25 protein-coding genes and 1 riboswitch are annotated in these 21641 nt (G+C 49.8%); all 25 genes read right to left on the bottom strand.

Features of this window, described 5'->3' with window-relative positions:
• Positions 1–202: 202 nt before the first annotated feature.
• Positions 203–442: a DNA-directed RNA polymerase subunit beta gene (locus tag ACAN54_RS16350; RefSeq protein ID WP_379157171.1), complete on the bottom strand. Its 240-nt coding sequence runs from the start codon at positions 440–442 to the stop codon at positions 203–205.
• Positions 443–450: 8 nt separating this feature from the next.
• Positions 451–1266 (bottom strand): flagellar hook-basal body protein, encoded by an 816-nt coding sequence (locus tag ACAN54_RS16345; RefSeq protein ID WP_379157168.1) that lies wholly within the window; start codon positions 1264–1266, stop codon positions 451–453.
• Positions 1267–1283: 17 nt separating this feature from the next.
• Positions 1284–2159, bottom strand: a complete 876-nt coding sequence (locus ACAN54_RS16340; protein WP_379157165.1) for a flagellar hook-basal body protein — start codon at positions 2157–2159, stop codon at positions 1284–1286.
• Positions 2160–2209: 50 nt separating this feature from the next.
• Positions 2210–3208, bottom strand: coding sequence for a rod shape-determining protein (locus tag ACAN54_RS16335; protein WP_379157162.1), 999 nt, complete (start codon positions 3206–3208; stop codon positions 2210–2212).
• Between the two features lie 130 nt (positions 3209–3338).
• A complete protein-coding gene (gene spoIIID, locus ACAN54_RS16330) occupies positions 3339–3626 on the bottom strand; it encodes a sporulation transcriptional regulator SpoIIID (protein WP_019915029.1) in 288 nt (95 codons plus the stop codon).
• 210 nt (positions 3627–3836) lie between these two features.
• Positions 3837–4580: a peptidoglycan DD-metalloendopeptidase family protein gene (locus tag ACAN54_RS16325; protein WP_379157159.1), complete on the bottom strand. Its 744-nt coding sequence runs from the start codon at positions 4578–4580 to the stop codon at positions 3837–3839.
• A 61-nt stretch (positions 4581–4641) separates the two neighbouring features.
• Positions 4642–5607 (bottom strand): stage II sporulation protein D, encoded by a 966-nt coding sequence (gene spoIID, locus ACAN54_RS16320; RefSeq protein WP_379157156.1) that lies wholly within the window; start codon positions 5605–5607, stop codon positions 4642–4644.
• A gap of 375 nt (positions 5608–5982) precedes the next feature.
• Positions 5983–7365: a UDP-N-acetylglucosamine 1-carboxyvinyltransferase gene (gene murA, locus ACAN54_RS16315; RefSeq protein WP_379157152.1), complete on the bottom strand. Its 1383-nt coding sequence runs from the start codon at positions 7363–7365 to the stop codon at positions 5983–5985.
• Between the two features lie 190 nt (positions 7366–7555).
• A complete protein-coding gene (locus ACAN54_RS16310) occupies positions 7556–7813 on the bottom strand; it encodes a DUF1146 family protein (protein WP_379157149.1) in 258 nt (85 codons plus the stop codon).
• A gap of 268 nt (positions 7814–8081) precedes the next feature.
• On the bottom strand, positions 8082–8498 hold the full coding sequence (locus tag ACAN54_RS16305) for a F0F1 ATP synthase subunit epsilon (RefSeq protein WP_379157146.1): 417 nt from the start codon (positions 8496–8498) through the stop codon (positions 8082–8084).
• Between the two features lie 59 nt (positions 8499–8557).
• Entirely contained in the window at positions 8558–9955 is a 1398-nt protein-coding gene (atpD, locus tag ACAN54_RS16300) for a F0F1 ATP synthase subunit beta (RefSeq protein WP_379157143.1), read from the bottom strand.
• A gap of 131 nt (positions 9956–10086) precedes the next feature.
• Entirely contained in the window at positions 10087–10962 is an 876-nt protein-coding gene (atpG, locus tag ACAN54_RS16295; protein ID WP_379157140.1) for an ATP synthase F1 subunit gamma, read from the bottom strand.
• Between the two features lie 193 nt (positions 10963–11155).
• Complete coding sequence (gene atpA / locus ACAN54_RS16290) at positions 11156–12667, bottom strand: F0F1 ATP synthase subunit alpha (RefSeq protein WP_379157137.1); 1512 nt, start codon at positions 12665–12667, stop codon at positions 11156–11158.
• An 11-nt stretch (positions 12668–12678) separates the two neighbouring features.
• A complete protein-coding gene (locus ACAN54_RS16285) occupies positions 12679–13230 on the bottom strand; it encodes a F0F1 ATP synthase subunit delta (protein WP_379157134.1) in 552 nt (183 codons plus the stop codon).
• Positions 13227–13715 (bottom strand): F0F1 ATP synthase subunit B, encoded by a 489-nt coding sequence (gene atpF, locus ACAN54_RS16280; protein ID WP_379157130.1) that lies wholly within the window; start codon positions 13713–13715, stop codon positions 13227–13229. The genes ACAN54_RS16285 and atpF overlap by 4 nt, the downstream gene beginning before the upstream one ends.
• Before the next feature lie 99 nt (positions 13716–13814).
• Positions 13815–14039, bottom strand: a complete 225-nt coding sequence (atpE, locus tag ACAN54_RS16275) for a F0F1 ATP synthase subunit C (RefSeq protein ID WP_025709067.1) — start codon at positions 14037–14039, stop codon at positions 13815–13817.
• Positions 14040–14144: 105 nt separating this feature from the next.
• Complete coding sequence (atpB, locus tag ACAN54_RS16270) at positions 14145–14987, bottom strand: F0F1 ATP synthase subunit A (protein ID WP_379157127.1); 843 nt, start codon at positions 14985–14987, stop codon at positions 14145–14147.
• 31 nt (positions 14988–15018) lie between these two features.
• Positions 15019–15396 carry an ATP synthase subunit I gene (locus ACAN54_RS16265; protein ID WP_379157124.1) on the bottom strand — a complete coding sequence of 126 codons (378 nt, stop codon included), beginning with the start codon at positions 15394–15396 and terminating at the stop codon, positions 15019–15021.
• The gene (locus tag ACAN54_RS16260; RefSeq protein WP_379157121.1) at positions 15389–15643 is read right to left on the bottom strand and encodes an AtpZ/AtpI family protein; all 255 of its coding nucleotides are present in this window, start codon (positions 15641–15643) and stop codon (positions 15389–15391) included. The genes ACAN54_RS16265 and ACAN54_RS16260 overlap by 8 nt, the downstream gene beginning before the upstream one ends.
• 194 nt (positions 15644–15837) lie before the next feature.
• A complete protein-coding gene (wecB, locus tag ACAN54_RS16255) occupies positions 15838–16992 on the bottom strand; it encodes a non-hydrolyzing UDP-N-acetylglucosamine 2-epimerase (RefSeq protein WP_379157117.1) in 1155 nt (384 codons plus the stop codon).
• A gap of 79 nt (positions 16993–17071) precedes the next feature.
• Positions 17072–17701, bottom strand: a complete 630-nt coding sequence (gene upp, locus ACAN54_RS16250) for a uracil phosphoribosyltransferase (protein ID WP_087918508.1) — start codon at positions 17699–17701, stop codon at positions 17072–17074.
• A 474-nt stretch (positions 17702–18175) separates the two neighbouring features.
• Positions 18176–19426, bottom strand: a complete 1251-nt coding sequence (glyA, locus tag ACAN54_RS16245) for a serine hydroxymethyltransferase (protein ID WP_379157532.1) — start codon at positions 19424–19426, stop codon at positions 18176–18178.
• 84 nt (positions 19427–19510) lie between these two features.
• Positions 19511–20104 carry a TIGR01440 family protein gene (locus tag ACAN54_RS16240; RefSeq protein WP_379157113.1) on the bottom strand — a complete coding sequence of 198 codons (594 nt, stop codon included), beginning with the start codon at positions 20102–20104 and terminating at the stop codon, positions 19511–19513.
• 155 nt (positions 20105–20259) lie between these two features.
• Positions 20260–20342, bottom strand: a riboswitch (ZMP/ZTP riboswitch).
• Between the two features lie 51 nt (positions 20343–20393).
• Complete coding sequence (locus ACAN54_RS16235) at positions 20394–20981, bottom strand: low molecular weight protein arginine phosphatase (protein WP_379157110.1); 588 nt, start codon at positions 20979–20981, stop codon at positions 20394–20396.
• Positions 20982–21042: 61 nt separating this feature from the next.
• Positions 21043–21615, bottom strand: coding sequence for a manganese efflux pump MntP (locus tag ACAN54_RS16230; RefSeq protein WP_379157529.1), 573 nt, complete (start codon positions 21613–21615; stop codon positions 21043–21045).
• Positions 21616–21641: the final 26 nt, after the last annotated feature.

Genomic DNA, 21641 nt, shown 5'->3' with positions numbered 1-21641 from the left:
TACTGCATAAATATGAACAGTTACGGGGAAAATTATATTATCCTTCACCACCTGCAGCAGTGGAGGTTGAGATAAGGGGCTTTCTCCACCATAATGGCGGAGATGGCCCTTTTTGTCTCAGCGGCCTCCATCATTATACATTTTCCAGTATAAAAAAGAAAACTCCCCTGTACAACAAGGGAGTTTGAATATTAACGTTAATTCATGGCGCAAATACCAAATCATAGACATGCTTCCAGGTACTCCATTGAAGCACATCACTGAAATCTTTTTTGCCGAGAACCACGTAGCCAACCACCATACCACCGGACAGTGCTGCTACCAGCAGCACGGGAATAAGAAACCATTGAACAATTGTCCATTTGGAAATCCCCCGGCGTCTTACTGGCTGCTGCAGTTCTTCTTCGGTTGATTCCGGCTTACCATTGTTCTGACGAGCCATTCCTTCACCTACCCGCGCATGTTATTAGCCAGACCTTGCATCTGATCACTAGATGATAGTGCTCTTGCGGCAAGCTGATAAGTGCGCTGAATTTGCATCATTTCTGTCATTTCTTTATTCAGATCCACGTTGGATTGTTCCAGATATCCGGACCGTACACCTATTGTCGAAGGTACTCCAGCCGCTTTAAAAGCCTGCTGTGTGGTAACTCCGTCAGCGAGCACATAGAAATTTCCGTCTACAGCTTGAAGAGCACTCTTGCTGAGAGGCTCTACAATCATTATAGTACCGGCTACCTGGGCAGGCGCATTCTCATCCGTCTTAGTCAGCACCCGTCCGCTCTCATCAATAGCCGCACTTACATTCACCGGTACAGTCAATGGTTTGCCCTCTGTATTCAGAACAGGATTACCCGTGTTGTCCACCAGCATCATTTTATCCTTATTCGCACTGTCGGGCACAAAGTGAAAGTCCCCTTGGCGGGTATAGGCAGTAGCACCGTTCACCTGAACTCCAAACAACCCGTTACCTTGAATGGCCAGATCTGTCGGATTCCCAGTTTCTCTAAGCGTGCCTTCCTCCCAGTTGCTTGTGACCGTGGGCACACGGACCCCAAAGCCAATGTTAAAGCCAAGCGGTGTGCTGCGTCCAGGCTGGTCATAATCCTTGGACTGCTGCTGAACCCGGGTCAACACATCCTCAAAAGAACCTTCTTTGCTCTTATAGCCATCAGTATTCATATTGGCGATGTTATTAGCAATAATATCCAAACGCTGCTGGAGACTGGACAAAGAGACAGATGCACCAATTGTTGAGTTATTCATTAGCTACTCCTCCTGTCCTAGACTCTGCCGACTTCATTTACAGCCTTTTGCAAGCTGCTGTCATAATACTGAATTACCTTCTGATTCGCTTCATACGCCCGGTAAGCCGCATTCAAATCCACCGTTACCTGAGTCGCATCAACGTTGGAATTCTCCAGATATCCCTGACGCACCTGAAGATTATCCGTACCGTTGGCGAAGCGGATCTCTGCATTTGCAACATCCTCCGCATGGAAAACACCGTTACCATCCCGAACGAGTTCCTGCGGTCTTGTAACTACACTGATACCCATCTTGGTTCCAGAAGGAAGCCCCGTTGCAGGATTTAGCAGATTGCCCTGTCCGTCTACTTTAAGATTGTCCTGAGGACCTGTCAAGACTAACGGGTTGCCGTTACTGTCGAGCACTTTAAAACCGCCCGCGCTAAGCACTTGTCCTGTTGAATCAACTGTGAAGCTACCGTTGCGTGTATATAAGTTATTACCATTATTGTCCTGTACCGTAAAAAACGCCTGCGGCCGGTAAATAACCTCACCTTCCGGAGTTATATACTTGCCCGAGCCGTCAAAATTAATATTTCCGCCAGTAGCCGGGTCTGCCACCTGCAGATCCGTGGATAATGCAAAATCGGCCGGCTTGCCGCTTTCAATGAGATCTCCCTGCAAATATTGGGAAACCGACTGTTCGGCAAATACACCTGTATTCAATTTACCAACGGGTTTGACGATGCCGCCGCTCATTGCAGAAATGAGCACCTCGGGAAAAGCATGGCTGACACTATCTACCTGCTTGTACCCTGTTGTGTTCAAATTAGCAATGTTCTGCGTTGCCGTATCATGTCTGCGCTGCTGTGTAACCATTCCGGCAGCGGCCGTATATAATCCTCTAAGCATGAGGGTAAGTCCCCTTCCTGATTGTGCTGTTAACTACTATTATCGGCAGACTAGAATTTTTTCTTAACATTCTTGTCCAATTGATCAAGCATAATCCCGGTTCCCTTAACCACACAATGCATAGGATCCTCCGCTACCCAGACTGGAACATGCAGCTCCTCCGAAAGCAGCTCGTCCAATCCGTTAAGCAAGGCGCCGCCCCCGGTTAATACTACTCCACGGTCTATAATGTCTGCTGACAGTTCGGGCGGTGTCCGCTCCAATACCGATTTGGCTGCAGCCACGATGGAAGAAACCGGATCCCACAACGCTTCCTTTACCTCACCAGAAGTAATGGTCAGCGTCTGGGGAAGTCCGCTTACCATATCGCGTCCGCGAATATCCATTTCGGATTTCATGCCGCCCGGACGGACGGAGCCGATGGATAGCTTAATATCCTCTGCCGTACGCTCGCCGATCAGCAGCTTGTACTTCTGTTTAATATATCTTAAAATGGCCTCGTCGAACTTGTCCCCTGCAACTTTGATCGAGGAGGCGGTAACAACGTCGCCCATGGACAACACGGCTACATCCGTCGTTCCGCCGCCAATGTCGACGACCATATTTCCACTAGGCTGATAAATATCCATACCCGCTCCGATGGCTGCGGCTTTGGGTTCTTCTTCCAGGAAAACTTCTTTTGCCCCGCTGCGTTCCGCCGCTTCCCGGATTGATTTCTGTTCAACGGAGGTAATATTAGTGGGGGCACAGATCAGAATACGGGGCCTTGCATACCACGAGCGGCCACCTACGCGGTCAATGAAATACTTCAGCATCATTTCCGTAATCGCAAAATCCGCAATAACACCATCCCGAAGTGGACGGATCGTAATAATATTTCCCGGTGTGCGGCCTACCATGCGCCGCGCCTGTTCGCCTACTGCAAGGACTCTCTTCGTATCACTTTCGAGCGTGACCACGGAGGGTTCATCCAGAACGACTCCCCTTCCCTTGACATGTATGAGCACATTGGCCGTGCCGAGATCGATTCCGATATCCTTGCTAAGCATAATGAAAGAGCCCCCAAAGTGTTATTTTAAATGAGAATATAGTAAGTTAGTCCCAAATTTAAAAATACCATACTTTAGGGGAAGGATACAATGTAATAAAACTGAATTATCACTTAAATTTCCGAAAATCTTATGGCTTTGAGGCTACGGCAACCTCGCGCTTTTTCCCCGTTGTTTTTTTATATTTAATTTTTGTGGCTTCTCCCCCCCGAAGATGGCGAATCGATTTGTGATATTCGAGAATGTGCTTCACCTGATCGGCCAGATCAGGGTTGATCTCCGGCAAACGCTCCGTTAAATCTTTATGCACCGTGCTCTTTGAAACGCCAAATTCTTTGGCTATGGTCCGGACCGTGTGCCTGGTTTCCACGATGCAGCGTCCGATTTTGATCGTACGTTCCTTGATGTAATCGTGCACGCTCCCGCCTCCCAACTGTGGATAGTTTGGTACATTATATGAGGGGCGGGCCTATATATTCGCGCTTTCAGGACGTGACAAGCTTCCGAAGGCTCATTTTATTTCCTGGACAACCTAAATATGACCTTACCTTACAGGAATGTGGATGGAAAAGGAGCTTCTCAGGCAAAAAAACAGGAGGCCCTGTGGCCTCCTGCGGAATTCTCATGCTTAGCGTTGCGGCAGTAAATCGGAAGGATTGACTGGCTTGCCGTTCTCATACACTTCAAAGTGCACATGATTGCCAAGATTCTTCTCGATCTCACTGCGGCCAGCTGTTGCCAGCGTGTCGCCCTGTTTCACTTCATCACCCTGCTTCACCTTGGTATCACCAAGGCTCTGGTAGACCGTCTTCAAATCGCCTGCGCTTGTGACCTCAACCACTTTGCCGAATACCGCCACATCTTCCACACGGGTGACTTCACCGCTGAGTGCAGCTTTGACGTCGAAAGCCTGATTGTCCTCACGGGCAATGTCGATTCCTGCGTTAGGCACAAAGGTGTCATTATACTGCACCATGGCCGCCACATGATTCTCCTCGGTCCCATTCTCATCATAGAACGGTTTAACCACTTCCACATCTGCAGGACTGGCTACCGGCCAAGCCATGCTTTCTGCTGAAGCAACGACTTCAAGTGCGGCAGGATCATCTTTTGCTGTACCTGCTTCAGCACCTGTACCAGCGGATTCCTGTGAAACGACGGCGGCGTTGTCTGGTTTCAGCGGCTTCTGGCCTGCGTCCTGATAGACCCACACCAAGGTTAGTATAATTGCCGCTGCCGCCGTGTAGACTGCCGGAAATACCCACCGTTTGGACAACAGCCTGTTCCATGAAGAAGGCTTGACGCCTGAATCTCCCTGCTTATTTTTGAGAGATTCATCATGGTTTGTTTTGTTTTTGTCTTGTTCATTCATATGTTTATCACCTCAGTAACCAGTGTTACCGGGCGCTTCGCTTTTATACGTATCTTGCAAGTTATTTTTTCAGGAGAGTTGAGACTTGGTTAAAAGAGACGCCGCTATAATAGTGTTTGAGAATTTGCGTAGCCGTGCTTCCCTCCTTGGCCATGCCGTTCGCCCCCCATTGGCTCATGCCGACACCATGTCCGTTTCCATAGGTTGTAATCACTATTTTGCCGCCCTGCCGCTTCCAGGTGAACTGGCTGGAGCGCAGCCCAAGCTTCTCGCGCACCTCCCGTCCAGAGAACACGGTGCCTGCAATGGAGATTTCCTTAACCCTATGTCCTGCTGTCATGGACAGTACTTCCACAGGCAGGCTAGAAGCGGAGGATACAGGTTTTACAAGAGAAGAAGCAGCCAGATTGCCGGAAGCCGGGATGTCCTTGTCTGCAATCCCCAGCTTCTGCAACAGCTGGGAAGATGTGAATGTATATGTCACCGCCAGATTCGGCGTTATTTCCTGATCCCATGGGCTGGCCACACTGCGCAGGTAAGGTACTGCCGTATTCCAGTAATCTTCGGAGTTTTCGGTATAGCCTCCGCTGGAGGCGAAGAAGGAAGCCGTGATCGGCTGTCCTTGATAGGTCATCACTACGCCGCGCGTCTCCAGGACCGCGCGGCGGATCTTGGCCAGCCCGGCGCTCTTGCCGCCGCGCATCCACTCCCGTTCCAGTGCGGCCTTCGATACGTAAGCCTGGTGGCTTACCGTATCCGTTACATCCGCACCCGGAACGGGCACGCCGCTGTGGTCGCCGGCCAGCAGGCGGCGGACAATGAAGGTGCGCGCCGCGACGGCTTGCGCTTTGAGCGCTTCCAGCTCAAAGTCGGCCGGCATCTCGGCCGCAACCACGCCGCTGACGTAGTCCTCCAGCGGCAACGTCTCTATTTGTCTGCTATGCGACAAATAGACGGCGACCTTCGGCTGCGGGGCTGCCTCCGCTGCCGTACCCGGCGCCGCCGGAGAGGCCGTGGCCTGCGGCACGGCCGGAGGCGCATGTTGTCCCCCGCGCAGCGGGACAACGGCTAGCGGCAGCAGCAGCGCCGCCAGCAGGGGCGCTGCGAGCCAGGCGGCGGGGGCCAGCCGCCTGAGCGGGGGCCCCGGGCGCCGCGCGCGCGCGAAGCGGCGCGGCGGTTTCATTTTACGCCGCAGCAGGTAGCGGTAATCTTTCATCTCTATGTCTCCTTCCGTCAGTCACTGTTGATTCTTATAGATATGAATCACGTGCAACTGCTAGAACGCTATTCTGAGAGAAAGAGAGACGTTCTTTAGATGGAGGGACTCTATTGTAGCAAGCATTAGAACAAAGAAAAAAGGCCACCTCCGATAGAGGTGACCTTGGAAAGTTATGAATGTTTATTATACCCAGGTTGGCTGAACCTGAAAGCGGGGCTTAACCTCTTCGCTTTTGAAGGATTCGCCTTGTGCCGATTCCGGTTTGACGACTTCTTCCTTCGCAGCTGCAGCAGCCACTTCAGACTCTTCCATGGAAATCCGCCATATGTCCGCACCAAGGCCCGACAGCTTCTCGGCCAAATGCACATATCCACGATCAATATGATGGGTTCCGCCAACTTCCGTCGTGCCTTCTGCAACCAGTCCTGCCAGAATCAGTGCAGCGCCTGCACGTAGATCTGTAGCTGTTACTTTGGCTCCAACCAATGCTGCATTACCGGTTACAATCGCGGAACGTCCTTCGATCTTAATCTCAGCATTCATATTGTGGAACTCATCCACATGCATAAACCGGTTCTCAAATACTGTCTCCGTCACAACACTCGTGCCTTCGGAACGAAGCAGCAAAGCCATCATCTGTGATTGCATGTCGGTTGGGAAACCCGGATAGGGCAATGTCTTCAGATCCACAGCCTTGAGCGGCTTGTCGCTGATCACCCGAACCCCATTCTCGTCAGGGATAATCGTCACGCCCATTTCTTCCATCTTGGCAATCACAGGACCGAGGTGATCTGCAATTGCGCCCTCCACGTATACATCTCCACCTGTAATCGCAGCAGCAGCCATATAGGTGCCTGCTTCAATCCGGTCAGGAATGACATGGTGCTTGACGCCATGCATGCGCTCAACGCCTTCGATGCGAATCACTCCGGTTCCCGCACCGCGTACAATACCGCCCATCCCATTCAGATAGTTGGCCAAATCCACGATTTCCGGCTCTTTTGCCGCATTCTCTATTACAGTTACGCCTTCGGCGAGTGCCGCGGCCATCATTATGTTTTCGGTCGCTCCTACGCTGGCCACATCCAAATATACCTTGGCCCCGCGCAGCCGTCCGTTTATTTTCGCTTCAATGTAACCCTGGCCCAGACTAATCTCAGCGCCAAGCGCTTCAAACCCCTTCAAGTGCTGGTCAATCGGTCTTGTACCGATGGCGCAGCCGCCTGGCAAGGAAATACGTGTATGACCCAGTCGGGACAAAAGAGGGCCCATTACCAAAAAAGAAGCCCGCATTTTTCGCACCCATTCATATGGTGCTTCACAGGACGTAAGATTTCTGGCATCCACTTCGATAATATCGTTCTGGTATGTAACACCCGCACCCAGAGATTCCAGTACTTTGCTGATTGTCATTACATCGTCTAGCGGAGGTGCGTCCACAATGACGCTGACTCCTTCTTCTGCCAATAGAGAGGCGGCTATGATCGGTAGTACGGAATTTTTTGCGCCGCTTACTTTCACGCTCCCGGTCAATCTGTTGCCACCGCGGACGATAAATTTGCTCATTTCGGTTTCCCTCCGCGTCCATTATTTCTTAAATTAAGGATTAGTTAGAATACTTGCATTACCATGGTTTGACTTGCGCCCGAGGTGCGGACACGCTCCTTAAACATCAGTGTTGACATAATAAAACCGTATTATTCGACACTTTTTTCACTGCTTTGGCCTAAGAGTGATATAACCAAAGCGCTTATTCTTAAAACATGTTGCGGATCTGCCCGCTCCAGCCGAGATAATCCAGAAGGAACCCAGCCACGAAGTGACCCAGTACAATAGCCAGCAATAAATGCAACAGCCTTGCCTGAGGGCTCTTGGGATATCTTATGACCAAATCGAGCTTAAGGTTCTGAAGTGCCCACCAAGATATTGCAACACAAAACAAAGAAACAACCATTGAAACCAAACCGCTGCTGCCGATTGAGCTTGACAACTCATCATATAGCCCTGTATCCATGTTAGCCCCCTGTTTATTAGGTTACTCGGAAATCGACTCTTATATCATACTTGCGCAGGGGAAAAGAATCCAGTACTTTTACAAACTTTTAAACTTTTCAAGCAATGTAAGCTGCGATGTTTACGAGATGTTCACTTTACTTGCAGAAAATAGTCATACTTTCCAGCAATCAGGCAGGGCAATTCAGCAAAGGAAGTGGGCATAGCCTAAACGATACTTTAGTATACCCTCAAAAAAAACGGCCAAGCCGCAGGCTTGACCGTAATTATTATTGTTGTCCTTTTCCGGTGGACACTTTGATCCGTGTAACGGCGCGTTGAAGCGCCAGCTCCGCACGGCGGTGATCAATATCATCCTGTTTGCTGCGGGTCTGAAGTCGGCGCTGGGCGCGTTCCTTCGCCGCTTCGGCGCGTTCAACATCGATTTCCGTAGGCAGTTCGGCACTTTCGGCCAGAACGGTCACCTTGTCTTTATGCACTTCCACGAAACCGCCATGAACAGCGATAGTGATTGTAGCACCATCCGCTTTGACGAACATTGGAGCAACCTGAAGTGGAGTTACAAGCGGAATGTGTCCCGGTAAAATACCCAGATCACCATCGGCACCCTTTACCGTCAAGCTGCTAACCTGCTTGGAGTAGACAAGATGCTCCGGTGTGACAATTTCCAACAGAAAGGTATTCACTTTCATTCCTCCTCAGAGCTTTACGAAATAAAGCTCGCATCGAAAGCCATAGTTCAGGGTTACATCGTTTTCGCTTTTTCCACTGCTTCTTCGATTGTTCCGACGAACAGGAACGCTGCTTCCGGAAGATCATCATGCTTGCCTTCCAGAATTTCCTTAAAGCTGCGTACAGTTTCTTTGATCGGCACGTATTTGCCTTTGAAACCGGTGAATTGTTCAGCTACGTGGAATGGCTGCGACAGGAACCGCTCAACCTTACGGGCACGGGATACAATGATTTTATCTTCTTCACTGAGCTCATCCATACCCAGGATAGCAATGATATCCTGAAGCTCGGTGTAACGCTGCAGCAGCTGCTTAACGCCCTGTGCTACGTCATAATGCTCTTCACCAACAATCTCCGGAGCCAGCATGCGCGAACTGGATGCCAGCGGGTCTACAGCCGGGAAAATACCCTTTTCGGAAATCTTACGCTCCAGGTTGGTAGTTGCATCCAAGTGGGCAAACGCCGTTGCCGGTGCAGGGTCAGTGTAGTCATCCGCAGGCACGTAGATCGCCTGAATGGAAGTAACCGAACCTTTTTTGGTTGAAGTGATACGCTCTTGCAGCTGACCCATTTCTGTTGCCAGAGTAGGCTGGTAACCTACGGCAGAAGGCATACGTCCAAGCAATGCGGATACTTCGGAACCCGCTTGAGTAAAGCGGAATATGTTATCGATAAAGAGCAGCGTATCGCGGCCTTCCACATCACGGAAATACTCCGCCATGGTCAGTCCGGTCAGAGCTACACGAAGACGTGCGCCCGGCGGCTCATTCATTTGTCCGAATACCATTGCTGTTTTCTTAATAACGCCGGAATCGGTCATTTCATGATAAAGGTCATTACCTTCACGGGTACGTTCACCAACGCCTGCGAATACGGAAATCCCGCCGTGCTCTTGGGCAATGTTGTTGATCAGTTCCTGAATGGTTACGGTTTTACCTACGCCGGCACCGCCGAAGAGGCCGATTTTACCACCTTTTGCGTAAGGAGCCAGAAGGTCTATAACCTTGATCCCGGTTTCCAGAATTTCAGCCTGTGTAGACAGTTCATCAAATGTCGGAGCCAGACGGTGAATCGGATTTCTGTCTGCAACCACTTCAGCGCCGTTATCAATTGGATTCCCCAGTACGTTAAATACCCGTCCAAGTGTAGCTGCTCCAACCGGAACCGAAATCGGTCCTCCCTGATCAAGTGCTTCCAAGCCCCGAACCAGACCGTCTGTAGAAGACATGGCGATACAACGTACCAGATTGTCACCCAGGTGATTGGAAACCTCCAGGGTCAAATCAATCGTGCGGCCGTTTGCCAGACTGGTTACAATCTTGATAGCGTTGAAAATCTCGGGCAGCTGGCCGCGTTCAAATTCAATATCGACAACCGGACCCATAATGCTTACAACGCGTCCTTTGTTCATTATAATATTTCCCTCCTCGAAAGCTGTTGCATTAAAAAGAAATCACCGCACCGCATAAGCGGAACAACTCTCTTATACGGCACCCGTTTCCTGTGAAAATATAAGCTGAAGAGTTTGGCTTCGCATATATTTTAAGACTGCGCGTTTGCTCCGGCCACGATCTCGGTAATTTCCTGCGTAATAGCCGCCTGACGGGCACGGTTATACGTAAGCGTAAGTTCTCCGATCATTTTTGACGCATTCTTCGTTGCACTGCCCATTGCTGTCATTTTCGCACCCAGCTCACTGGCCTTGCCATCCAGAATAGCGCTGTAAATCAGTGTTTCCGCATACTTCGGCAGCAGTACTTCTAACACGCCTTCAGCTGAAGGCTCATATTCGTACGTGGCTTGTAAGCCTTCTGCCTTACCTTCATGCTGTTCCACCGCTTCCATAGGCAGCAGCCGATCAACAGTAGGCACTTGACTGATCGCATTTACAAAACGGTTATAGCAGACGTACAGTTCATCGTACACGCCTGTTTCAAACTGCTGTACCGCAGAGTAAGCAATCGACTTAATGTCAGCAAACTTAGGTGTATCGGAGAGCTCGGTAACTTCCTCCACGATCGGATATTCACGGCGGCGCAGAAAGTCACGGCCTTTGCGGCCGATAACGAACAGAGCATACTCATCCTTTGATTTATGGCGCTCCGCCAGCAGCATGGTCACTTTACGCAGAATATTCGCATTGTATCCGCCTGCCAGACCTCTGTCAGAGGTAACAATCAGATACGCAGTTTTCTTCACGGGACGGCTGACCAGCATTGGATGTGTAGCATTCTGTGAGCCGGAAGCGATACTCGTTACAACCTCTTTCAGCTTTTCTGAATAAGGACGGGCCGCTTCTGCCTTTTCCTGTGCTTTGCGCAGCTTGGAGGCGGCAACCATCTCCATGGCTTTAGTGATCTGTCTGGTGTTCTGAACGCTCTTGATTTGACGTTTAATATCACGCATGCTTCTTGCCATGATTTCACCACCTTAGAGCTTTGACGAAGTCAAAGCTAACTTCGTAAGCATAATCTGAGCTTTGACGAAATAATGCTAACTTCGCAAGCTTTATCTGAACTTTGACGATATTCAAAGCCCGTTCTTAAGCATATTCCAGAGCTTTGGCTAGGCCAAAGCTCGGTTTGAAATATCCATAGAATGACTGTAGAGCTTAGCTGGTTGCGAAAGCTCTCTTGAACTTATCGATAGCGGCCTTAAGAGCAGCTTCGTTATCGGCAGTCAAATCCTTGGTGTCGGTAATGGATTTAGCAATATCAGCAGCATTGCTGTCCACATAAGCCAAGAATTCCTTTTCAAAACGTCTAACGTCTTTGACAGGAATATCATCCAGATGTCCTTTGACAGCGGTATACAAGCTGATAACCTGATGTTCAACGGAGAGTGGCTGGTTAACACCCTGTTTCAGAATCTCCATCATGCGCGCACCACGGTTCAAACGGGCTTGCGTAGATTTATCCAGATCGGAACCGAACTGGGAGAACGCCTGAAGTTCGCGGTATTGGGCCAAATCCAGACGAAGTGAGCCGGCAACCTTCTTCATCGCTTTGATCTGTGCCGAACCACCAACACGGGATACTGAGATACCCACGTTGATCGCCGGACGTTGACCGGAGTTGAACAAGTCGGATTCGAGGAAGATTTGACCGTCTGTAATCGAGATTACATTCGTAGGAATGTACGCCGATACGTCAGAGGCCTGTGTTTCGATAAATGGCAGAGCGGTTAATGAACCCCCGCCAAGTGCATCGCTAAGCTTAGCTGCACGTTCCAGCAAACGGGAGTGCAGATAGAATACGTCACCAGGGAATGCTTCGCGGCCCGGTGGACGGCGGAGCAGCAAGGACAATTCGCGGTAAGCCGAGGCTTGCTTCGAAAGGTCATCATAGATAACAAGAACGTGTTCGCCTTTGTACATGAAATATTCGCCCATTGCGCACCCTGCATATGGAGCAAGATACAGCAGCGGTGAAGGCTCGGAAGCGGACGCGGTTACAACGATTGTATAATCCAGCGCGCCGTGGCGGCGAAGGGTTTCAACAACTTGTGCTACCGTGGATTGCTTCTGGCCGATGGCAACATAGATACATTTCATGCCGTTGCCTTTTTGGTTGATAATCGCATCAATAGCGATTGCTGTTTTACCTGTCTGACGGTCACCGATGATGAGCTCGCGTTGTCCGCGGCCGATTGGCACCATCGCATCTACGGCCTTAAGACCTGTCTGCATGGGCTCATGCACCGATTTACGATCGATAACGCCTGGTGCATTGTTTTCCACAGGACGGAATTCCGTTGTTGCAATTGGACCTTTGCCGTCTACCGGCTGACCCAATGCATTTACTACACGGCCCAGTAGAGCTTCGCCCACGGGAACCTGCATAATTTGTCCTGTACGTTTTACTTGATCGCCTTCACGAATTTCCGTGTACTCACCCAGGATAACAACACCGACGTTGCTTTCTTCCAGGTTGAGCGCCATGCCCACTACTCCGTTGGAGAACTCCAGCAGTTCCCCTGCCATCGCGTTTTCCAGACCGTAGACACGGGCGATACCGTCGCCGACTTGAATGACGGTGCCGATTTCGGCCACTTCGATATCGGCTTTATATTGCTCAATTTGACTTTTGATCAAACTGCTGATCTCTTCAGGTCTAATGCTCAATATCCTCACCCCTATCTTCTATGCTTCTCATTAAAAGATTTCTCAAGACGCGTAAGTTTGCCGGACAGGCTGCCATCATACAGCGTATCGCCAATGATGACCTTCAGTCCGCCAAGCAAGCTCTTATCAATCACATTTGTGATACGGATATTCCGGCCAGACAAACGGCCGAATTCCTCGGCAACCTGGGTTAGCTCGCTACTACTGAGCGAATAGGTTGAATAGACGGTGGCATCTGCCAGACCAAGACTATCCCCTTCAATCTTGATATAGCTGTCCAGCAGATCCGGAAGAATATCCATTCTGCCCCGCTTCATCAGAATTTCCAGAGTGTTGATAACCGCCCCCGACAGCTTGCCTTCCAACGCTTTTTTCAGCACAGCAAGCTTGTCATCACCGGAGATTCTCGGAGAGCTGATAAATCTCTGAAGCTCTGCATCTGTATTCAGTGCAGTAACCAGGCTTTTCAGCTCCTCTTCGATTTCCAGGGTCTGCCGTTCTTCAAAAGCAACCTCGAACAATGCCTTCGCATATCTTTTGGCGACTATCGTATCCTGACTCATGACCGGCCTCCGACCTCTTTGAGGTATTGGTCAACAAGCCCTTCTTGCGCAGGATCAGTGCTGACTTCTTTTTGAAGCAGCTTGGATGCGATTTTGACAGATGCCGCTCCCAGTTCGCCGCGCAGTTCTTCAACCGCTTTGTTCTTCTCGTTCTGGATATCACGAACTGCCTCGTCCTTGATGCGTGAAGCCTCGACCTTAGCCTGACCGATCAACTGTTCAGTCTGCTTGCTGCTGGTCTGTCTGGACTGCTCAATAATCTCAAGAGCCTCTTTGCGGGCAGTTTGAAGCGCCTGTTTCTGCTCTTCAACATAAGAAACAGCCTGTTCGCGGGTCTGAGCAGCTTCATTCATCTGCTGCAGCACGAGCTCGCGGCGTTTCTCCATCACGGAAAACAACGGCCCGAAAGCATACTTGTTGAGCAAAAAGTATAAAATCCCGAAGGCAATAATTGCCAACACGGAAGATTCCCATACAAAAGACAATGTTAGACACTCCTTTCTGTTGCACGTTCATATCTTAGGTCTTTTCTAAAAAGAAGGCGCGGAGGGCTGTGGCCTTCCCCGCCAAACATGTGTAATTAATTAAGCTCCAACATAGAACATGAACGCAAGTACTACACCGATGATCGGCAGGGCTTCTACCAGTGCGACCCCGATGAACATTGTAGTCTGCAGCGTGGATTTCGCTTCCGGCTGACGGGCGATACCTTCTACTGTTTTACTTACGATCAGACCGTTACCAATACCGGCGCCAAGCGCTCCCAAACCTACTGCAATTGCAGCTGCCAAATAAGCCATAACTCCCATTGTGTAAATCCTCCTCAAAGATATGTTTTAGTGTGTATTAATGAGCCAGACTCGAAAATTGATTCCGCCTTGGCATAAATCTAGTATTCGTAAATCTTTTGCACCCTAATGCTCGTCATGGGTTTCCAGCATTTGCGAGAAATACACCATAGTCAGCATTACGAAGATGAAAGCCTGGATGGTACCGATGAATATACTGAATCCCTGCCAGACAATCAAGCCAAGCACAGAAGCGATCCAGCCCCCTACACCCAGCGCCGCCAATTTGAGGATAACGGATATCAGAACCTCACCGGCAAAGATATTACCGAAAAGACGCATGCCGTGTGTCAGCAGCTTCGATACCTGCTCAATCAAATTGATCGGGAAGAAGAACGGGTAAGGTTCAAAATAGTGTTTGAAATAGTTTTTGGTATTGCGCGTCATACCCACAATGTGGGTCATCAGGAAAATCATAACCGCAAGTCCCATTGCTACCGCAGGGTCAGCTGTAGGGGATTTCCACCAAGCCACACCTACTTCAATCTCTTCATGGGAGTCGGTAGAAACCGTTCCCGATTCAGCATCAGCATGAAGTTTGTCCAGTTCTTTGGTTACGGAAACAATCTCCTTGCCAAACACTTTGGCATGCTCCGCATCATGATAATCTGTGACAATCCCTAACGGAAGTCCGAGAAGGTTGCCTACAAACAAGAACATGATCAGCGCCAAGCCCAGAGAAAGAAACGGTTTGCCTTTTTTGAGGTCCATTGTACTTGAAATCAGGCCCTGTACAAATTCAACTGCCCATTCCAGGAAATTTTGCAGTTTGCCGGGATTCTCAACCGATAAATTGCGCGTTGCCAGAAGCGCGAGCACAAAAACAATGGTACAGGTCACTAATAGCATAAACACGATAGATAGGTCAATTTGAAAACCGGCCAAATCAATAATTGGTGATTTATGCATTTTATTCTCACCCCTTTCTCCGTTGCAGCCTTTAACTTTCTCTACGCGAAAACCCAATTCCTATTATAATAAGAAGAATTGGAGCCAAGAGCAAACTGCCAGCCACCGCAACCATATTGAAGATCTGCGGTGCTTTAAAGGCTACCATTACACCCAAGAGACTTAGCGCAGCACGGGTTAGATAACCCAGGCTTACACGTCTCTTGCCTTCACCTGCCATAGTATCCGCCACTTGCCGGACTTTGTAGCCCAGGTAGGTCACATTAATGCAGCCAATGGCTCCGCCGAGCGCCATACCAAAGCCTATAGTCCGAAAATCCGGGAGTACAGACGCAGCAAGAACGCATACAACCACGAAGCAAAGTGTTGCCAGTGCCAATACCTTGCGGTATCGAGACAAATCATCCATCACTTTCCTCCATGACAGCTTTAATAATGAAGATGACACCTGCTATCCCGCACAGCACACCCAAAATGACACCAAGTGCCACACCGAGACCGGAGCTGTTCCACTTCTTGTCGAGCCACGCTCCCAAGAAATAACCGCCCAATGTAAAGGCGGCCAAATCAATACCGACAGCGCTGACAAGACTCATGGCTTTCAGCGCATGACCCGTTGGTTTATGCGGTTTCTCAGGCTTATCAGGGCCCTTCATTTCAACACATCCTTAGAAGTCCCATTCATTTTACTGAATGTTACAAGAGTTTGTCAATCCAGCGCAAATCATGGGTTTTTCGGATGAAAGTATGAAAATAATCACAGCAAAAGATTCCAAAACCATATAAACCGTACAGTTTTACTGTATGTTGATTTTGGTGTGTTCAGAATATCGTTTTCAAGCTTTGCTGTTCATTTTGTGAACATTCTGTGAAACTCTTCCGGACGGTCTTCGACAACACCGAAATGATGCAAAATCGCATTGACAATTCTCTGTGAGGCTTTACCGTCTCCATACGGGTTGGCGGCCCGGCTCATCGACTGATAGAGATTCTGATCAGTCAAAAGCGCATGTGTCCGTTGATACACCTTCTCTTCGTCCGTCCCCACAAGTTCCAGTGTTCCGGCTTCAATCCCTTCCGGGCGCTCGGTTGTATCACGCAGCACAAGCACAGGAACCCCAAAGGAGGGAGCTTCCTCCTGCAGGCCGCCGGAATCGGTCAATATCAGGTGGGTATGCGGATAAAAATTATGCAGGTCAACGACATCCAGCGGATCGATCAGCTTGATTCTTGGGTGTCCGCCGAGTATCTCATGAGCCGGTTCCTTGACTGCTGGACTCGGATGCACAGGATAGACTATGGCTACATCTTCAAATTCATCAGCGATTCTTTTGACAGCACGGAAAATATGACGGTGCGGTTCGCCTTGAGATTCTCTGCGGTGCGCCGTCATTAAAATAAGTCGTTTTCCTGAAGCAAAATCCAGTACAGGATGCCGGTAGTCCGGCTGTACGGTATATTGAAACACATCGGTTACAGTGTTGCCTGTGATATAAATACTTGATTCTTTTTTGTTCTCGTGTCTCAGATTTCCTGCTGACCAATCCGTCGGAGCAAAGTGCAGGTCTGCAAGAACTCCCGTCAACTGACGGTTCATTTCCTCAGGATAAGGAGACAGCTTGTTCCAGGTCCGAAGTCCCGCTTCCACATGGCCTACCTGAATTTGCTGCAGGAATGAAGCATAGCTGGCAAGGAAGGTGGTAAGTGTATCGCCATGCACCAGCACAAGGTCCGGCTTAGCTTCCCGAAGCACCGGCTCCAGTCCCTCCAGTACCCGGATGGTAATCTCATTCAGCGTCTGGCGGTCCTTCATCACATCCAGATCATAATCAGGAGTGATGCGGAAGACCTCCAGCACCTGGTCCAACAGCTCACGGTGCTGCGCCGTTACGCAAACAACGGATTCAATGTGTTCAGGATGTCTGGCAAGCTCCAGCACCAAAGGCGCCATTTTGATCGCCTCGGGGCGCACTCCGAAAATCGTCATCACTTTAATTTTGGACATAACCCCTACCCTTTCTTCATAAACACTTCATTATACTTCGTCTGTTTAGTTAATCTATACTACTGCTCTTGATAAGGCTTTACTTGGTTCCATACAACCGGTCACCGGCATCTCCAAGCCCTGGCACAATATAACCGTGTTCATTCAGGTGGTCATCCAGCGCAGCAACATAGATATCAACATCAGGATGGGCAGCTTGTACAGCAGCAACACCTTCGGGAGCCGCTATCAGGTTCATCATCTTGATCTGTGTGCATCCGCGGTTCTTCAGCGAGGTGATCGCGGCAATAGCAGATCCGCCTGTAGCCAGCATCGGATCAATCACAATCAATTCACGTTCTTGAACATCGGTAGGAAGCTTGATGTAATATTCAACCGGTTGAAGGGTATCGGGATCACGGAACAATCCGACATGTCCTACCTTGGCAGCAGGAAGCAGCTTCAAGACACCTTCAAGCATTCCAAGCCCGGCACGCAGAATCGGAATCAATCCCAGCATTCTTCCGGAAATCACTTTACTCTCTGTTTCTGCTACAGGCGTCTGCACAGTAATGGTCTCAAGCGGAATGTCACGCGTAATCTCATATGCCATAAGTGTAGCGACTTCATCAACATGCTCTCTGAACTCTTTCGTGTTCGTCCGCACATCGCGAATAAATGTTAATTTGTGCTGAATCAAAGGATGATCGCAAATCACCAATTTTCCCATTCTTGTCCCTCCGGTAATTGTGAGTCTTATTTATAGCCGCAGAAAGCGCTTTTGCTTTCTCCCCTGGCTAAATCTTGTCTATTATATCATCACCCGAGGTGTATTTCACCTAAGAAAGGCTGGTTCCAAAGAACGGAATTGCCTTACTGTTCGACCCGGCTTGGGCTAAAGGGCAGGAAAATGTCCTTTTTCGTTAAAAATGTAATCCGGCTTAGTTTATGCTATTTTAATCAATTCATACTTTTCACATTTCTTTCACCAATTTTATTGAAAATTCCATGAACTTTCATGATTTTTTCATGAGTATTTTCGGTAAAAACACGTGTAGCAAATGTGAACATTATGCAACAACTGAATTAGCCACATAGTATTATTTCTCGAACCATAAAAAAGCCTTTACAGCACCGGAGACCGATGTCTGTAAAGGCTTTTGGTACCACAAGCTGGAGACGTTACTCCGCTGTTATCTTTTGTTTAGTATTGCAGACCTGGATAGATCGGGTATTGCTCAGTCAGTGCAGCCACTTCACGTGCGGCGTCAGCGAGCTTTCCTTCATCCGATGGATTCTTCAGAACGTTCGCGATAATGCGGCCGATAGTAACCATCGCCTGTTCGTCCATTCCCCGTGAAGTGACAGCAGGTGTACCAATACGGATTCCGCTAGTCACAAATGGGCTGGTTGGATCAAACGGGATAGCATTCTTATTCACAGTAATTCCGATAGAATCGAGAACCTTCTCGGCATCCTTGCCTGTGATATTGAGATTGCGGGTATCAAGCAGCATTAAGTGGTTGTCAGTACCGCCGGATACAATGTTAACGCCCTCACCCATCAGTGTTTCTGCCAGTACCTTGGCGTTCTTCACCACATTCTCGGCATACGTTTTGAAGGAAGGCTGAAGAGCTTCCCCAAAGGAAACCGCCTTGGATGCAATCACATGCATGAGCGGTCCGCCCTGCGAACCCGGGAATACAGCCTTGTCGATTGCAGCTGCCCAAGGCTGTCTGCAGAGAATCATCCCTCCGCGTGGACCGCGTAGGGTCTTGTGCGTGGTTGTAGTTACAAAATGGGCATGCGGAACGGGGCTCGGGTGAAGGCCGGCAGCCACCAGTCCGGCGATATGAGCCATATCCACCATGAACAATGCGCCTACATCGTTCGCTATTGAGCCCAGAGCTTCAAAGTCGATCGTACGCGGATATGCACTTGCTCCCGCAACAATCAATTTTGGACGATGCTTGAAAGCAGCCTTGCGGACTTCATTATAATCAATCAGGAAGGTATCTTCCTGTACGCCATAAGCCACAAAGTTATATAAGAGGCCGGAAGCATTCACTGGGCTGCCATGTGTGAGATGACCGCCATGTGCCAGATTCATCCCCAGGACAGTGTCGCCGGGATTCAGTGCAGCTAGATAAACGGCCATATTGGCCTGGGCACCGGAGTGTGGCTGTACATTGGCATGATCCGCACCGAAGAGCTGCTTGGCGCGGTCACGGGCCAGATTCTCAACAATATCCACATCTTCACAACCGCCATAATACCGTTTGCCTGGGTAACCCTCGGCGTATTTGTTTGTGAGCACAGAACCCATCGCTTCCATGACTGCTTCGCTGACGATATTCTCCGAGGCAATAAGCTCAATGTTGGCACGCTGACGGCTAAGCTCCAGTCCCATCGCTTCCAGTACTGCCGGGTCATTCTTACGCAATTGTTCCATGATTTTCATTTCCTCCCTAGTGCTCTTTAGTGTATGTTGTGAAAAGACTAACTCAATATTCAGGAGCGTTCCGTTAAGCAAGACGGATTAATCGCAATTGCCTGTACCGCTGGTCTCCGGAGTCCGATAGACTGCTCGTTCCCCCCCGATCAGCGGAGGCCTGCTCCAGGCCGCATTCACCCGGGCTGAGCCAATGTAACGCAAGCTTGGCCGGAAAGGCACCGCTACCCGGCGCAAATGCATACCGATTAGCGTCTCACCGATATCTATACCGGCATGGGCCTCCACCGTTTCCGCAAGTACCGGATCAGACATCGAGCGATAAGCTGCTGCTGCCATAGACCCCCCAGCTCCCGGAATTGGCACAGCCGATACTTCCCTTAGCCCCAGCTTCTCCAGCAATGAACGCTCCATAACCAGCGAACGGTTCAAATGCTCACAGCACTGGTATACCGGGTAAAACCCTTTCTCCACAGCAACCTGAACAATTCCCTCCAACAGCTGCTGCGCCACCTCCAGTGCACCGCCGGTACCGATATGGACCCCGGCTACCTCACTTGTGCTTGCACCAACGACTAGGATTTTTCCAGGTCCCAGCTTCCCGGCTTCCGCCAATTCCCGCACCACCGTAGCGGTTGCAGCTGTTAGTGAATCCGAGTGCTGCTTCATGACTTGATCCATTACTTCCGCCTCCCTCAAGCAAGTTGAAACGGCTTGGCCATCCCTTTACAAAGACAGTCCCGTTTCAGCGAAAAGTATAAAGATGATTCCTAAAGCCTAACCGCAGTCCTGCAATTTAAACAAAAAAGAGCAGTCCGCAACCTACTGCGGATGTGCTCTTTTGCCCAGGCGACCGGCCGTTTATTCCAGTGCTCCATCGTGGTTTGATCCACATCTGTCGCCAGTTACACCGGAACCGGATAATATTTAATATCATCTTAAAGGAATGGCTGCGAAAAATCAACCACCATTACAAACGGCGTAAGGACTCCAGCTTATCCAGAAGACTGTACAGCGCCGTCCGGATCTCGGCAGCAGCCAGCTCATAATCTTCCCTGGGACCTCCAAAAGGATCGGAAATATCAAAGCTTGGAATCCGCTGACGGATTTCTATGATCCGCTGCAGATCAGCAGATTTCGGTTCTGCCCCCAGTGCAAGACTAAGCTCTGCGTCCGCATACAGGCTATCCAGCTCGCGGATATCCGCATTCACGGCTTCTTCATCGTAGACATATTCTTTTAGCGTATATGTCTTCGCAACGGCTTCCGGAAAATACTGCAGCAAATGGCTTTTGTGCCCTCCCGTGAGGGTCAGCACCAGATCCGCCCATGCTACTGTCTCTCCACTCAGTTGCGTGGACAGGATATGATCATGAATTCCTTCGTCCCGCAGAATCGCTGCGGCATGTCTGGACAAGGGAGTACCGGAAATGGCGGAAACGCCTGCAGACCGCACTTCCACGTCGATTCCCCGTTCCTTCGCAAGCTTCCGGAGAAGCCCCTCAGCCATAGGACTACGGCACGTATTACCTGTGCAGACGAATAAAATATGCAGCATACTTTCCACCTCCATGAACAAATGAATTGGATATATAAAATATTGTTGTGCCGTTATTGTATCAGAAGATGAACAGCAAGCCAAACGCGAGCAAGATCCCTCCGCCCAGTGCCTCGCCGTAATCACCAAGCCCATGGCTGACTCTTCTACCCAGCAGCAGGCCGGATATTGACATCAGCCCCCCGCAGGCGCCAAAGGCGAGCACGGTTAACATTATGCTATTCACAAACATTCCCAGGGAAACCCCTACCGAAAATGAATCTATACTCACACTGAGCGAAATCAGCAGCATCCCCCAAAAATTGCGGTGATTCATTGGCTCCTGCCGGGTATGAACCGGCCGAAAGGAGTTAAATACCATATGCCCACCGAGTAGAACGAGCAGCCCTCCGGCTGCATAAGTGGCAACTTGTCCGAGAAAATGTCCGACATAACTGCCGGTGAACAAGCCAAGCAGGGGCATCAGCACATGAAAAAAAGCAATCAAGAGACTGAGCTGCAGCACATGCAAAAGGCGGATCCCCTTCATCCCGATGCCTACACCGAGTGAAAAAGCGTCCATCCCCAGCGCGATTGCCATAATGGCTATCGTTACGATTTGGCCCCAGCCAGCATATACTCCCCCTACATCCATGTCTATACCCCCAACGTCCGAAAGTC

The sequence above is a fragment of the Paenibacillus diazotrophicus genome (genome assembly GCF_042610465.1).
This window is presented reverse-complemented; position numbering and strand designations above follow the sequence as displayed.

Coding starts and splice junctions, on each gene's coding strand:
- ACAN54_RS16350 (WP_379157171.1), bottom strand. CDS start 442: ATGGCTCGTCAGAACAATGGTAAGCCGGAATCAACCGAAGAAGAACTG.
- ACAN54_RS16345 (WP_379157168.1), bottom strand. CDS start 1,266: ATGAATAACTCAACAATTGGTGCATCTGTCTCTTTGTCCAGTCTCCAG.
- ACAN54_RS16340 (WP_379157165.1), bottom strand. CDS start 2,159: ATGCTTAGAGGATTATATACGGCCGCTGCCGGAATGGTTACACAGCAG.
- ACAN54_RS16335 (WP_379157162.1), bottom strand. CDS start 3,208: ATGCTTAGCAAGGATATCGGAATCGATCTCGGCACGGCCAATGTGCTC.
- ACAN54_RS16325 (WP_379157159.1), bottom strand. CDS start 4,580: ATGAATGAACAAGACAAAAACAAAACAAACCATGATGAATCTCTCAAA.
- murA (WP_379157152.1), bottom strand. CDS start 7,365: ATGAGCAAATTTATCGTCCGCGGTGGCAACAGATTGACCGGGAGCGTG.
- ACAN54_RS16310 (WP_379157149.1), bottom strand. CDS start 7,813: ATGGATACAGGGCTATATGATGAGTTGTCAAGCTCAATCGGCAGCAGC.
- atpD (WP_379157143.1), bottom strand. CDS start 9,955: ATGAACAAAGGACGCGTTGTAAGCATTATGGGTCCGGTTGTCGATATT.
- atpG (WP_379157140.1), bottom strand. CDS start 10,962: ATGGCAAGAAGCATGCGTGATATTAAACGTCAAATCAAGAGCGTTCAG.
- ACAN54_RS16285 (WP_379157134.1), bottom strand. CDS start 13,230: ATGAGTCAGGATACGATAGTCGCCAAAAGATATGCGAAGGCATTGTTC.
- atpE (WP_025709067.1), bottom strand. CDS start 14,039: ATGGGAGTTATGGCTTATTTGGCAGCTGCAATTGCAGTAGGTTTGGGA.
- atpB (WP_379157127.1), bottom strand. CDS start 14,987: ATGCATAAATCACCAATTATTGATTTGGCCGGTTTTCAAATTGACCTA.
- ACAN54_RS16265 (WP_379157124.1), bottom strand. CDS start 15,396: ATGGATGATTTGTCTCGATACCGCAAGGTATTGGCACTGGCAACACTT.
- ACAN54_RS16260 (WP_379157121.1), bottom strand. CDS start 15,643: ATGAAGGGCCCTGATAAGCCTGAGAAACCGCATAAACCAACGGGTCAT.
- wecB (WP_379157117.1), bottom strand. CDS start 16,992: ATGTCCAAAATTAAAGTGATGACGATTTTCGGAGTGCGCCCCGAGGCG.
- upp (WP_087918508.1), bottom strand. CDS start 17,701: ATGGGAAAATTGGTGATTTGCGATCATCCTTTGATTCAGCACAAATTA.
- ACAN54_RS16240 (WP_379157113.1), bottom strand. CDS start 20,104: ATGGATCAAGTCATGAAGCAGCACTCGGATTCACTAACAGCTGCAACC.
- ACAN54_RS16235 (WP_379157110.1), bottom strand. CDS start 20,981: ATGCTGCATATTTTATTCGTCTGCACAGGTAATACGTGCCGTAGTCCT.
- ACAN54_RS16230 (WP_379157529.1), bottom strand. CDS start 21,615: ATGGATGTAGGGGGAGTATATGCTGGCTGGGGCCAAATCGTAACGATA.